We start from the raw sequence: 13,024 nt of genomic DNA, 5'->3' as shown, positions 1-13,024 counted from the left end.
AAGTGCTACTTAGACTATAATGTTGCCCTAAAATATCGTTCAATCCCTAACCCCGGATGAAATTATCTATGTTGATCCTTCGTGGTGCACCAGCACTTTCAGAGTTCAGAGTTAATAAAATTTTAGCGCGTTGCCAACAATCGCAACTTCCTGTCACCAACGTATATGCTGAATATGCGCACTTTGCCGACTTAACATCGCCATTGAGTAGCGCTGAGCAAACCAAGCTTGAAAAACTATTAACCTACGGTCCAACTATTGCTGAGCATACCCCAGCAGGTAAACTTGTATTAGTAACACCTCGCCCTGGCACTATTTCGCCTTGGGCTTCTAAAGCAACCGACATAGCCCATAACTGTGGCTTAAAGCAGGTTCATCGTGTTGAACGCGGTATTGCTTATTATGTTGAAGGTGAGCTAAACGCAGAGCAACTTTTACAAGTAACGGCGTTATTACATGACCGTATGACCGAAGCAACCCATAGCCAGTTTGAGGATGCTGCGCAACTATTTCGCAGTGATGCACCGCGTCAAATGTCATCTGTAGACATTTTAAGTGGTGGGCGAGAAGCGCTTGCAATTGCTAACGTTGAACAAGGTTTTGCCCTTGCAGATGACGAAATAGATTACCTAGTAGAAAACTTTATAAAGTTAGGCCGTAATCCTAACGATATCGAATTGTTTATGTTTGCCCAAGCAAACTCAGAGCATTGTCGTCATAAAATATTTAATGCAGACTGGACAATCGATGGTGAAGAGCAGCCAAAGTCGCTGTTCAAGATGATTAAAAATACTTTTGAGAAAAACCCTGAAAATGTATTGTCGGCATATAAAGACAATGCCGCGGTAATGAAAGGCTCAAAAGCGGGGCGCTTCTTCCCCAATGCGCAAGGTGAATATGCGTATCATCAAGAAGACATCGAAATACTAATGAAAGTTGAAACTCATAATCACCCAACCGCCATAGCGCCATTTTCAGGTGCTGCTACAGGCTCAGGTGGTGAAATACGTGATGAAGGTGCTACTGGCCGTGGTTCTAAGCCTAAAGCTGGTTTAGTTGGCTTTACTGTTTCTAACTTACGTATTCCTGGTTACGAGCAACCGTGGGAAAGTGATTTTGGTAAACCTGGGCGTATTGTTACCGCTTTGGATATTATGACTGAAGGGCCGCTTGGCGGCGCTGCATTTAATAATGAGTTTGGCCGTCCTAACTTGTTAGGTTACTTTCGTACCTATGAAGAGCAAGTGACAAGCCATAATGGCCTTGAGGTACGTGGTTACCACAAACCAATTATGCTTGCCGGTGGTTTAGGTAATATTCGCACAGACCATGTACAAAAAGGTGAAATTCCTGTTGGTGCTAAGCTCATTGCTTTAGGTGGCCCAGCAATGAACATAGGTTTAGGCGGCGGTGCAGCATCAAGCATGGCGTCTGGGCAATCAAATGAAGATTTAGATTTTGCTTCAGTACAACGCGAAAACCCAGAAATGGAACGTCGTTGCCAAGAAGTTATCGACAAATGTTGGCAGCTAGGTGATGAAAACCCAATTGCGTTTATTCACGATGTGGGCGCCGGTGGTTTATCAAACGCATTTCCTGAACTAGTAAATGACGGTGGCCGTGGTGGTAAGTTTCAACTACGCGATATTCCAAATGATGAGCCAGGTATGGCACCACACGAAATTTGGTGTAACGAATCGCAAGAGCGTTATGTACTTGCCGTAGGTGTTGAAGATTTTGACCGTTTTGAAGCTATTTGTAAGCGCGAACGAGCACAGTACGCGGTAATAGGCGAAGCGACTGCTGAGCCACACCTAACGGTTGCCGATAGCCACTTTGATAATAACCCTGTTGATTTACCACTAGACGTATTATTAGGTAAAGCACCTAAAATGCATCGCGATGTAACCTCAAAGCAGGTTGTAGGTAAAGCACTTGATGTTACAAATATTAATGTAGCAGATGCGGCGCAGCGTTTATTGCGCTTACCAACCATTGCAGAAAAAACCTTCCTTATTACAATTGGCGATCGCTCGGTAACAGGCTTAGTAGCGCGCGACCAAATGGTTGGCCCTTGGCAAGTACCTGTGGCTAACTGTGCTGTAACTGCTGCTACATACGATACTTACCATGGTGAAGCTATGTCGTTGGGCGAGCGCACTCCTGCAGCGCTATTAAATTACGCTGCATCGGCGCGTTTAGCTGTGGCAGAGTCGTTAACAAATATTGCCTGTGCAAATATTGGTAGCCTTGAAAATATTAAGCTTTCGGCTAACTGGATGGCAGCAGCGGGTCACCCTGGTGAAGATGCTGGTTTATATGAAGCAGTAAAAGCCATAGGTGAAGAACTTTGCCCAGCGCTTGGTTTAACAATTCCAGTAGGTAAAGATTCTATGTCGATGAAAACGACATGGAAAGATGAAGGTGATTCACAAGAGAAATCAGTAACATCACCGCTATCGTTAATTATCACTGCCTTTGGCCGTGTTGACGATGTACGTAAAACAGTGACACCGCAGCTACGTACCGACAAAGGCGAAACATCACTTATTTTAGTTGACTTAGGTGCGGGTAAAAACCGCATGGGCGCATCAAGCTTAGCGCAGGTTTATAAGCAATTAGGTGATATAACGCCTGATGTTGATAGCCCAGAGTTATTAAAAGGCTTTTATAACGCCATGCAAGTATTGGTAGCTGATAGTAAGTTACTTGCTTATCATGACCGTTCAGACGGTGGTTTATTTACCACAGTTGCCGAAATGGCATTTGCTGGTCACACAGGTGTAACTGTTGATATTAATGGCTTAACAGGCAACGACATTGAAGCGCTTTACAACGAAGAGCTTGGCGCTGTTATTCAAGTGGCTAATAGTGATTTAGATGCAGTTAATGCGGTACTTAAAGATCATGGCTTAGCGACAATCAGCCATATTATAGGCACGCTTAATAGCGACGATGCGATTGTATTTAACCGTGGTAAAAATACCGTGCTGAGTAACACGCGTACAGAGCTGCGTACTATGTGGGCAGAAACAACGTATCAAATGCAGGCGCGTCGCGATAACCCTGAGTGCGCTAAGCAAGAGTTTGATGCCAAATTTGATGTTAAAGATCCTGGCTTAAACGTTAAGTTAAACTTTGACTTAAACGAAGATATAGCAGCACCGTATATTGCAACGGGCGCTAAACCACCAATGGCTATTTTACGTGAGCAAGGAGTAAACTCTCATCTAGAAATGGCTGCCGCATTTAATCGTGCTGGTTTTGCTGCCATTGATGTACACATGAGTGATATTCTAGAAGGGCGTTTATCGCTTGAGCAGTTTAAAGGCTTAGTGGCATGTGGTGGTTTCTCTTACGGTGACGTATTAGGTGCAGGCGAAGGTTGGGCTAAGTCGATATTGTTTAACGACATGGCGCGTGAACAGTTCCAAAGCTTTTTCCACCGTGAAGATACCTTTAGTTTAGGTGTGTGTAACGGTTGCCAAATGTTATCTACTTTAAAAGAGTTGATCCCAGGTACTGAGCATTGGCCACGTTTTGTAACGAATAAATCAGAGCGTTTTGAAGCACGTTTTAGCTTAGTAGAAATACAAGAAAATCCATCGGTATTCTTTAATGGTATGGCTGGTTCGCGTATGCCAATTGCAGTATCGCACGGTGAAGGTCATGCTGAATTTGCAAACGATAACGCAGTTAAAGCAGCATTAGACTCGGGTACTGTAGCGGTTAAGTTTGTAGATAACTACGGTAATCCTACAACGCAATACCCAGCAAACCCAAATGGCTCGCCAGAAGGGATTACAGGTATTACCTCTACCGATGGACGTGCAACAGTAATGATGCCGCATCCTGAGCGTGTATTCCGTGCTGTTGCTAACTCTTGGCACCCAGATGAGTGGCGAGAAGATAGCCCGTGGATGCGTATGTTCCGCAACGCGCGTAAAAATGTAGGTTAATAACCTAACTGCTCAATTTAGGTTCATTTAAGTTGAGTATAATAAAAAGGCTGCCTTGTGCAGCCTTTTTTGTTTATGATTACCTAGAACCTAGAACCTAGAACCTAGAACCTAGAACCTAGAACCTAGCACTAATATTAAGGATAATATGTTTAAGCGTGTGAGTTTAATTATTAGCAGTTTATTACTAAGCATAATTTTGCTTGGTTATATATTTCGTTTGCCATTAGTCCAGTGGGCTATAACACCGCAATTAGAAAAAGCGGGTATTACACTCAGTTGCTTAGATTTTTCGGTTACAGCTCAATTAAATGTTCATGCCGACAAAGTATGCTTAACTTATCAAAATCAACAATTAGAGCTAATCGATATTACTGTAAATACAAAGCAAGTGATTGTTGAGCATGCAGTATTAAGTATAAATCCACTTCCCAAAAGTAATCAAAGTAGCTCCGCGGCAAAAAAACTTGCTCTCGCGCTGCCAGAAAAACGTCCATTAATTGCTATAAAACAGCTGGTAATAAAGAGTAATGACTTTAACAAGCCACTAAAAATAAATTTAGCAGAGCCGATTTTAAATCAATTTAATATAACAGGCGATATAAACGCTAAAGCAATTTTAGCTAATAATAAACTAACAGGGCAGTTTTCTGTTGATGACTCTCTGTTAAAGCAGCTTATAAATACCGAAAATACAGCCGTTGCAGGTATTAGCTTTAGTACTCAGCAAGTATTTAGCTTTGATGGTATTGAACTGCAGTTAAATGGCGATGTAAACGCACAGTTTGAATATGCTATGGAGCAGTGCCGGCTTGAAGCATTGGCTAATGGTAGGTTAATTATTGGTTTTAATTTAAATAGTAAATTAGTTGAGCTAGATTCGAGTTTGTTAAACAATAAATTAAATTTAACGCCTACGTGTAGCTCACTCGTTCCGCCGAGTGATTATGCTGATTTTATAGCTGAGCAAACCCCTTTAAATTGGCAGATTAAACTTCCTAAAGTGATTAGTATTACTAATAACCACCTTACTTTGCCAATGCTAAATATAATTAGCGAAGGAGATAATCAATTTGAAATAACTCTAATGGAGTCAGAGCTTAATTTTACCAACCTTTGGGCGGATTTTAAAAGCATGTTAGCGGTTAGTATAAGTACGCCAGATATTAAAAACATTGAGCTTAATGCAGAATTTAAAAATAACACACTTAAAGGTAATTATACTGTTGCGCTTAATTCACTTCCCGATTTTATTGCCAGTACTAGTAGTAATAAAATTAGCGCTAATAAAGTTAACGCCTCAGGGCAATTTAATTTAATAAATATAGTCGATGGAAAACCAAGTGGTAATGCTACAAGTAGATTAACAGCCGCAAAGGTTGATTTTGCACAACTGAGTGTAGATCAATACGAAGGTCGCTTAACGGCACAGCTAGATGATGCTTTAAACGCACAAATAACACTAAAAACCCTATTTAAAACGTTAAAATATAACGAATTTAAATTAACAGATATAAGCAATACCATAACTGCTAAAGCAAATTTAACTCATGGTGAATTATTTGCAGACCTTAGTGCTAATACAGTAATAAATAAATTTAATAGCCCTGTTATAAAACTCAATAATATAAAAGTTGCTTCTACAGGATTGCAAAGTCGCGCTCTAAAAGCATCACATCACGTATTTGTAAACGATATTGAATTAGCGGTAAACCATCATATATCGGCAGTGGAACATCCATTTGAAATAGTAGTACCTACACAAAGTATAGTGTTATTAAATACCTTTATTCATCAGTTTGAGCCATTAGCGCAGCTTACACAGGGAACGTTTAATGGCCGAATCAGCGGGGATGTAAATTTACAACATGCCTCGTTTGCAATGGAGTTAAACAACGTAAGTGCGCTTTATAACGATTACCTTGCTAGCGATTTAAGTAGCCAATTTGTTGGCGAATATAATTCAGGGCAGCTTAATGTAAAACCCACTACCTTTAACTTAAATGAACTAAGGGCTGGTGTTGTTATTAAAAACATTAAAGGGAACTGGCAGGTTAAAAACAATAATGCGCGTATATTTGACATTGCAGGAGCGTTATTTGATGGTGAGTTTAGCCTTGATAAATACTCGCTTAATGACCTGCAGCAAGTTGCTAATGTTAAATTTAAAAACATTGATGGCAGTAAACTTATTACACTTGATGAACAGTCGGGGATTACGCTTTCAGGGCGTTTTGCCGGCACTTTGCCAGTGCACTTTAATAACACGGGTATTGAGGTAGTAAATGGCAGTTTAAGTAATCAAGGAACGGGTAAGTTAATGATTACTAATAACGCAGCATTTGATTCAGTTATGCAGCAGCAACAAGAGTTACAGCCTGTATTGGGATTACTTAAAAATCTTGATATACAAAAGCTTAATAGCAGTGTGGCACTTAAAAGTGATGGTTGGCTAAAGCTTGGCGTAAATTTGCAAGGTTATAATAAGCAAGCAGAGCAGCAAGTTAACTTTAATTATAATCATGAAGAAAATATATTTACTTTATTACGTGCATTGCGCTTAAGTGATGAAATTACACAAAAAGTTGAGCAACAATACTCACAAAAAGGAAACTAATGATGAAACAGTCGTTAAGCATAAAAGTACTTATTGTATTTGCAGCAATAAGTGCCCTTGGTGCGTGTACGCACCGAGTAGAGGTAGCTGCTAAAGAGCCTATTACAATTAATTTAAATGTGAAGGTTGATCACGAAATTCGTGTAAAAGTAGATAAAGAACTCGATAATTTATTTAGTGACGACAGTGAGTTATTTTAAGGAGCTAGGATATGAAAGTTAACAACAAATTAAGCATAATTACATTAGTTAGTGCTGTATGTATGTCTTTTTCGGCATGGGCTATTAGTTTAGATGATGCTAAAAGCCAAGGTTTAGTAGGCGAAGATAGCTCAGGCTATTTGGGCTTAGTGGTACAAAATGCAGAGGCTAAAGTGGTCGTTGATACCATTAATGCTAAGCGTAAAGCACAGTATTTAAAATTAGCGCAAAAAAATAACTTGTCACTGTCGCAAGTAGAAGCGTTAGCGGCGGCAAAAACAATCGAAAAAACCCAAAGAGGTCATTTTGTTGAAGTAAATGGTAATTGGGTTAAAAAATAACGAGTTATTTACTGTTATATGCTATTTACTGTTATATATAACCGAGCGCTTTAAGCGCTCGTTTTTTTACACCCTTCGAGTAACTGTTGCCAAAAATCAATACCCTTGCGCCTTGCTAAATTTATATTGTGCTCAGGTATAGATTCGGGTTCGTTATAACTCTCAAGTGCTGCACTCATACTTGCTTCGCGAATTAAATGCAAAGTAGGAAAAGGGGAGCGATTAGTATAGTTTGCCGCATCGCTTGCGTCGCTATCGGCAAATACATAATCGGGATGAAAATTAGCAATTTGATACTTACCTTCAAAACCTTGGGCTACTAACAGCGCGTTGGCTAAGTCAACCAAGTCTAAAAAGTCTTCAAAGTCGCAAAAGCCGTTATCAAACATAATAAGTGTGGTTTCGCGTGCAGCCTCTCGGTCAAGCTCAATACATTGCTCAAGCATGTCCATTACGGCATCGTCTATGCTGCTAGCAGGGCTTACAAAATAATGAATACAGTTATTTTCTACTTCTTTGCGGGCAAAGGGACAAAAGTTATATTTTACAATAACATTTGAAACCCATTCGCGGGTTTGGCTTATGGCTATGTTGGTCACGGTTTGGGCTCTAAATATTGATTAATAATGTTAAGTGTTTTTTGTATAGCACCTTGGTTATTGGCCACGCATTGCGCTGCTTTTTTACCTAAAGTTTGGCATGCTTTGCTGTTTTGATTTAATGCTATAAGTTGTTGTGTTAGCTCATCAGCATTATCAACCACAATAGCGCCTTTGAGCTTTATAAGCTCAGGGTAAATATGATCAAAGTTATAGGTATGCACCCCGCTGATAACGCCCACTGAAAATGCAGCTGATTCAAGTGGATTATGGCCACCACGGCGAATTAAACTGCCGCCAATAAAGCTCACATTAGCAGCGCCATATAAGTATTGCAGCTCGCCAAGCGTATCTGCTAACAAGACGTTTTCGTTATTATAATTATTATTGCTGCGACGACTAAAACTCAGTGTACTTTGCGTTAGTAAATCTGCAACCTTATCGAACTGTTCAGGATGGCGCGGCGCTATTATGAGTAACGCATTGGGTTGTTTTTCTAATAGATTTTTATGAGCGCTAATTACCTGCTCATGCTCGATAGGGTGAGTGGAGCCTGCAACCCATATAAAGCGCTGCTCTAAATTATAAAGCTGTTTGAGTGCAGTTACCTTAGTTAGTTGCTCTTGGGTAGGTGTAATATCAAATTTTATTGAACCTGTAACTTTACTTTTATGTGGCTCAAGGCCAAGCTCTATAAAGCGTTTGGCGTCAGTTTTATTATGACTGGCCAATACAGTGATAGAGCGCATAATAATATGCGTTAGCTTAGCTACTTTTTGATAACCCTGTTGCGATTTTTCAGACAAGCGAGCGTTTAAAACAAGTACCGGAATATTTCTATTGCGACTACTTGCCATAAGGTTGGGCCACAGTTCAGTTTCTAAAATACACAGGGCTTGTGGCTTTACTCGTTTTAAAAATCGGGCGGTTGCAAATGGAAAGTCCATAGGTAAGTAGCAGCAGGCTACCGTGTTTTTAAACTGCGTAATGATTTGCTCACGACCAGTAGGGGTGTTGCACGTTATAAGTATATTTAATTTAGGGTGCGCTTTTTGTACTGCTTTGATCAGGGGGGTAGCGGCGAGTACCTCACCTACAGATGCACAATGCACTAGCAGCGGCTTATTGTTATTGGCAAATAAAGACTTGTCCACAAAACCAAAGCGCTGTTTAAAGTGCGCTCTATAACCTGGGTTTTTTTTACCGCGTAATACATATAAATAAAATACGATTAGTGGGCTAATAATCATTAATGCGAGTGAATAAAAAATGCGTGCCATACTAAGCTTTTATAAGGGTAAGTCGTCTTAGTTTAACGTGAAAATGATCAATTCTAAACACAGAAAAGATAAAATATGGTTTGTGTTCAGCTGCTACCCGATAAAATAATAATAACGCTATTCAAGTTAGCTCAAAATACCTGTTTCAGTAATATGTATATTGAGGTGATTTGGGTATAGATTTATGGAATAATGAAATTAATTTTTCCTGCCATTTCAATTCCTAGAGGAATTTACCATGTCAATTATCGATTCAGTAGCAACGAGTTACCTTGAGAGTTTAAATCGTCATTTAGCATTATTTGAAACGATGGAGGCTTATCATCAAGAGTCTATGCAATTGTTAGAAGTGTGCCATAGTGCATTACAAGCAGGCGGTAAGGTTGTTTGGCTTGGTAACGGTGGTAGTGCGGCCGATGCACAGCATTTAGCGGCAGAATTTGTAGTGCGTTATAAATTAGAGCGTGGTCCACTTGCATCTATGGCACTTACAACCGATACGTCAATTTTAACTGCGCACAGTAACGACTATCATTTTGACACTGTGTTTGAACGCCAAGTACAAGCCTTATGTAAACCAGAAGATTTAGTTATAGGGTTAACCACATCAGGTACAAGCGCCAATATTAATCTAGCGTTAGCAGCAGCGAATAAAATAGGGGCCTTTACCGTAGCATTAACGGGGCGTGATGGAGGTGAAGTTAAAAATATTGCCAAATTACCTATTATTATTAAAAACGATGAAACAGCGCGAATTCAAGAAGCACACATGTTTATTGGCCATTGGTTATGTGAAGCTATTGATATGGTAGTTGCGGAGCAGCAGTAATGGATTTATCGCTATTAAAAAACTTATCAGCCGCACGTATTTTGGTGGTTGGCGATGTAATGCTTGACCGTTATTGGTATGGTGATTCAGGGCGTATTTCCCCAGAAGCTCCGGTGCCGGTAGTTAAAGTAAGCAAATTAGAAGACAAAGCCGGTGGCGCAGCAAACGTGGCTAAAAATATAGCCCGATTAGATGGTAAAGTAGGCCTACTTGGCTTAATAGGCGAAGATGAAGGTGGACAGATACTAGAAGGCATTTTAGAAGGTGAAAAAATAAATTCACAGTTAGTAAGTGTATGCGACTTACCGACAATTTCTAAAATGCGAGTGATTAGCCGTCATCAACAAGTTGTACGGCTAGATCTAGAAGAGACGTTTACAGAGCAACACAGCCAGCTGTTATTAAACCGTTTAGAGCTAGTACTTGATGAGTACGATTTTATAGTGTTTTCTGATTACAATAAAGGTTCATTGAGCCTGATTGAAAACATGATAAGCCTAGCTAAAAAAGCAGGGAAAACGGTACTCGTTGATCCTAAGTCGTCCGATTTACATTTATATAGAGGTGCAGACTACATTACACCAAATTTAAATGAGTTTAAATTAGCGGGTGGGCAAACAGACTCAGAAGAGGGCTTGGCAACAAGTGCGCGTAAGCTCATAAGTGACGCAGGCATAAAAGCAATGTTGCTAACGCGTTCAGAGCAAGGAATGTCGTTAATTAGTGCGACTGAAAAATATGATTTTGCCGCGCAAGAGCTTGAAGTCAGTGATGTAACCGGCGCAGGCGATACAGTTATAGCAACTCTAGCCGTGATGCTAGGGGCGGGAATGACACCTAAAAATGCGGTGGAAATTGCTAACTTAGCAGCGGGCATTGCGGTGAGTAAATTAGGTGCGGCCACAGTGTCGCCAGAAGAACTTAGTCGTAAGCTGGGTCAATATTTACATGCCACTGGTGAGCATTATCAAACTCCGTTTGACGATGTGCTGCAGCATATAGAGTTTGCAAAACAAAATGGCGAAACAATTGTATTTACCAATGGCTGCTTTGATATTTTGCATGCTGGGCACGTACGCTATTTAGCACAAGCAAAAGCGCGTGGCGATAGATTAGTGGTGGGGCTAAATAACGATGCGTCTATATCACGATTAAAAGGCGCCGATAGGCCAATTAATCCGCTAGATGAAAGAGCTATGGTATTAAGTGCACTTTCCTCTGTTGATTGGGTTATTCCATTTGGTAGTGCGGATGAAAATGACACACCGGCTAAATTAATTGAGCAAATTAGCCCAGATATTTTAGTTAAAGGTGGCGACTACACGGTTGAACAAATAGCCGGTGCTGAGCATGTACTGCTTCACGGCGGAAAAGTTGAGGTGCTTGAGTTTTTAGATGGTTGCTCAACTTCAAAAGTGATTAGTAAGATTAAGCAGTAATTACGACGGTTATTAATGAATTAAAAAAGGGATGAAAACAGTGTTTTCATCCCTTTTTATTTGCACTTATTATCCTAGTTTAGGATAGCCAAAAATCCCGAATTTAAAAGTTATATTCATATTTAGCAAATGCAGATGTGTCGTTTTCTGCTGCATCGTTATTTGATGCAAAAGCGCCTAGCGTTAAGCGCCCACCCATAGCAAGTTGCCTGTAACGTATTTCAAGCTGTTTACTGTTATAAGCTGTTTTAGTAATGGTATTGCCTAAATCAGGGTTATTAGGGTAGCGATCGCGGTTATCATTGTTGTAATCAACATCGCGTAATTTAACTTGCCAATCATCTCCATTTGAAAGCTGGCCTAGCACAGTTAGTACTAGTGATTGCGCGTCATTATCAAATGTTGAACCTATGGTACGGCCATGGTAGCGGTAACCAGATTTGTAATCTGAATGCTCGTAATAGCAGTTTTCACTGCTTGATTCAGCAGAGCATGTTACGCCCGTATCTATGTACTCTACATTTACTAATACGTTTTGATCATAAATACGATGAGTAGTTTGTACACCAAATAAATAGGCTCTGTCGACAGGTTTAAACTTTGAGCTGGCATCTTCACCAATGGTACTTGCATAAATTGCGTACGGTTGGCTAAATAAAGTGTCAGACCAGCGAATATCTATACCCGCAAGTTGATTACCAATCTTAGATTTTAATTCATCATCACAAGTAGTAGTGCCATCTATACAAGCTGCTTCACCTGTCACTATATCAATAAAGTCACTCGCTGAACTAGGTTGGCCATCGCCAGCCCATTGCGCTGACCAGCTCAGTGCAATTTCTAATTGCTGTAATGGCCTGAAATTAACGCGAGTACTCCACAGTAAAGCATCAGGAATTACACGAGTAGATTCTAACTGAGCCATTTGCGCGGTAAATCCCCATTGGCCTAACCAGCTTAGCCAAGGGGTTTCAAAGGCAGTGCTTTGCTCTCGAGTCACGCTCATTGCAGGCAATGGTTTAGCGTTGCCCGACATTATTAAACTATTATCAACCCCCGGGCCCCAAAACTGCTCTATGGCACCGGCTCTAAAAATCCAGTTACCTAAACGGTAAGCTATATAACTGCCATCAAAGGAGGTGTCATTACAGTCAGTAAGTGCTTGCTCATCTAGCACTATATCGTCTGCAGTTTTCCCAGTAACAAAACACTTTTTGCCATCATTGCGATAATTAACCGCTACTTTAGCGGCAAAACTGTCGCCTAAATAGGCGTAGGCAGCAGATGCTTCTGACTCTTGGGTATTAGTTGCGCCAAAACTGGTGGCAACAATAGTATCTGAACTTGCAAAAGCAGACAGTTGTACACTATGAGAGCCCGTATTTTCAGACTTGTAACGATGTTTTACCCGTAATAAAGCATCTTGCAAGTTTGGCGATAACTGGCCTAGGGGAGTGTTATCTACTTCACTTATAAAGCTCTTCCACATTAGAGGGTAAGTGGTTACCGGGGCTAAAATAACGCCAGCATCGGCTAAAAGTTGAATATCAGCTCTTAACCCATAATCATCTGGTTTTACCCATGGCTCTGCGTTAACCGGCGCGCTCATTGCGCAAAAAAGTGAAGACAATATAAAAATTTTGTTTCGCAAAGTTCAGATCCTTGTGATTTAAATTACCTTAAGTTTAGCAATCAAAGCACTTTATTGCAGTAACTAAATGGGCGCAGTAAGGCTAAAAATAAGATAAAAAGGGTCGCTA

General features: G+C 40.4%; 9 protein-coding genes. 6 read left to right on the top strand and 3 right to left on the bottom strand.

All coding sequences use genetic code 11. From position 1 onward, the window contains the following. Window positions 1–68 precede the first annotated feature (68 nt). The 4 genes from purL (at window position 69) to PNIG_RS13095 (ending at window position 7,117) form a co-directional block, all read left to right on the top strand. Complete coding sequence (gene purL / locus PNIG_RS13110; protein ID WP_089368671.1) at window positions 69–3,959, top strand: phosphoribosylformylglycinamidine synthase; 3,891 nt, start codon at window positions 69–71, stop codon at window positions 3,957–3,959. A 148-nt stretch (window positions 3,960–4,107) separates the two neighbouring features. Then, window positions 4,108–6,576, top strand: coding sequence for an intermembrane phospholipid transport YdbH family protein (locus PNIG_RS13105; protein ID WP_089368670.1), 2,469 nt, complete (start codon window positions 4,108–4,110; stop codon window positions 6,574–6,576). A gap of 2 nt (window positions 6,577–6,578) precedes the next feature. Next, window positions 6,579–6,776 (top strand): YnbE family lipoprotein, encoded by a 198-nt coding sequence (locus PNIG_RS13100; protein WP_011328985.1) that lies wholly within the window; start codon window positions 6,579–6,581, stop codon window positions 6,774–6,776. Between the two features lie 11 nt (window positions 6,777–6,787). Further along, window positions 6,788–7,117 (top strand): YdbL family probable chaperone protein, encoded by a 330-nt coding sequence (locus PNIG_RS13095; RefSeq protein ID WP_011328984.1) that lies wholly within the window; start codon window positions 6,788–6,790, stop codon window positions 7,115–7,117. A 50-nt stretch (window positions 7,118–7,167) separates the two neighbouring features. On the opposite strand, the gene PNIG_RS13090 is transcribed toward PNIG_RS13095, so the two are convergent. Continuing rightward, window positions 7,168–7,716 carry a DUF1415 domain-containing protein gene (locus tag PNIG_RS13090; RefSeq protein WP_089368669.1) on the bottom strand — a complete coding sequence of 183 codons (549 nt, stop codon included), beginning with the start codon at window positions 7,714–7,716 and terminating at the stop codon, window positions 7,168–7,170. Next, the gene (gene waaA / locus PNIG_RS13085; protein ID WP_089368668.1) at window positions 7,713–8,996 is read right to left on the bottom strand and encodes a lipid IV(A) 3-deoxy-D-manno-octulosonic acid transferase; all 1,284 of its coding nucleotides are present in this window, start codon (window positions 8,994–8,996) and stop codon (window positions 7,713–7,715) included. The genes PNIG_RS13090 and waaA overlap by 4 nt, the downstream gene beginning before the upstream one ends. A 238-nt stretch (window positions 8,997–9,234) precedes the next feature. Here waaA and PNIG_RS13080 point away from each other — a divergent pair, with 238 nt between their 5' ends. Both PNIG_RS13080 and hldE read left to right on the top strand, forming a co-directional pair. Then, window positions 9,235–9,825, top strand: a complete 591-nt coding sequence (locus PNIG_RS13080; protein ID WP_011328981.1) for an SIS domain-containing protein — start codon at window positions 9,235–9,237, stop codon at window positions 9,823–9,825. After that, window positions 9,825–11,264: a bifunctional D-glycero-beta-D-manno-heptose-7-phosphate kinase/D-glycero-beta-D-manno-heptose 1-phosphate adenylyltransferase HldE gene (hldE, locus tag PNIG_RS13075; RefSeq protein WP_011328980.1), complete on the top strand. Its 1,440-nt coding sequence runs from the start codon at window positions 9,825–9,827 to the stop codon at window positions 11,262–11,264. Before PNIG_RS13080 ends, hldE begins: the two co-directional genes overlap by 1 nt. A gap of 103 nt (window positions 11,265–11,367) precedes the next feature. Here the strand turns inward: hldE and PNIG_RS13070 are convergent, their stop codons facing one another. Continuing rightward, window positions 11,368–12,873, bottom strand: a complete 1,506-nt coding sequence (locus PNIG_RS13070; RefSeq protein WP_089368980.1) for a capsule assembly Wzi family protein — start codon at window positions 12,871–12,873, stop codon at window positions 11,368–11,370. Window positions 12,874–13,024 lie beyond the last annotated feature (151 nt).

Origin of the sequence: Pseudoalteromonas nigrifaciens (assembly GCF_002221505.1) — a bacterium.
GTDB lineage: Bacteria > Pseudomonadota > Gammaproteobacteria > Enterobacterales > Alteromonadaceae > Pseudoalteromonas > Pseudoalteromonas nigrifaciens.
The sequence above is the reverse complement of the archived record's forward strand: the minus strand, read 5'-3'. Positions and strand labels throughout refer to the sequence as shown.

Bases quoted from the DNA above. Each gene is read 5' to 3' on its own strand.
- PNIG_RS13105 (WP_089368670.1), top strand. From the start codon at position 4,108: ATGTTTAAGCGTGTGAGTTTAATTATTAGCAGTTTATTACTAAGCATA.
- PNIG_RS13095 (WP_011328984.1), top strand. From the start codon at position 6,788: ATGAAAGTTAACAACAAATTAAGCATAATTACATTAGTTAGTGCTGTA.
- waaA (WP_089368668.1), bottom strand. From the start codon at position 8,996: ATGGCACGCATTTTTTATTCACTCGCATTAATGATTATTAGCCCACTA.
- purL (WP_089368671.1), top strand. From the start codon at position 69: ATGTTGATCCTTCGTGGTGCACCAGCACTTTCAGAGTTCAGAGTTAAT.
- PNIG_RS13100 (WP_011328985.1), top strand. From the start codon at position 6,579: ATGAAACAGTCGTTAAGCATAAAAGTACTTATTGTATTTGCAGCAATA.
- PNIG_RS13080 (WP_011328981.1), top strand. From the start codon at position 9,235: ATGTCAATTATCGATTCAGTAGCAACGAGTTACCTTGAGAGTTTAAAT.
- PNIG_RS13070 (WP_089368980.1), bottom strand. From the start codon at position 12,873: ATGAGCGCGCCGGTTAACGCAGAGCCATGGGTAAAACCAGATGATTAT.
- hldE (WP_011328980.1), top strand. From the start codon at position 9,825: ATGGATTTATCGCTATTAAAAAACTTATCAGCCGCACGTATTTTGGTG.